Annotated in this window: 1 pseudogene; it reads right to left on the bottom strand. The window is 67.5% G+C overall.

The features are described from left to right. Positions 1-180: 180 nt before the first annotated feature. Positions 181-397 (bottom strand): annotated as a pseudogene (locus ACYQ0U_RS22835) (hypothetical protein); the annotation flags it as partial.

Raw genomic sequence — 397 nt, 5'->3', positions numbered from 1 at the left:
GCGATCATTCCCCGCGACGCGTTCGAGCGAAACCAGGCGCCCCAGCCCTGTGGAGAACCAACCGCGCGGACCCCCTGGATCCGGTAGATCGAGAGCGGCAGGTCCTTGTACGACGAGTAGAGGTCCTCCACCACCAGGGTGACCATCTCCTCGTGCGTGAGGCCGAGCAGGAAGTCGCCGTCAATGAGAACCTGACCCGACCAGCACCGGCCGCGCCGTCACCACCCGCAGTCCCTCCGGTGTCCCCGGGATCGTCACGCTGCCGTTCACCGCACGCCACGAACCATCGCCCACCCGGAACTGCGCCGCATACGTCGTGTCCACACTCGGACTCACCCGCCCCCTGCTCAGATAACGATGGGTGACCTCCAGGTCCGGATACCTCGCCCCCGGCCCG

The sequence above is a fragment of the Nocardioides pyridinolyticus genome, assembly GCF_054653575.1.
This window is presented reverse-complemented; position numbering and strand designations above follow the sequence as displayed.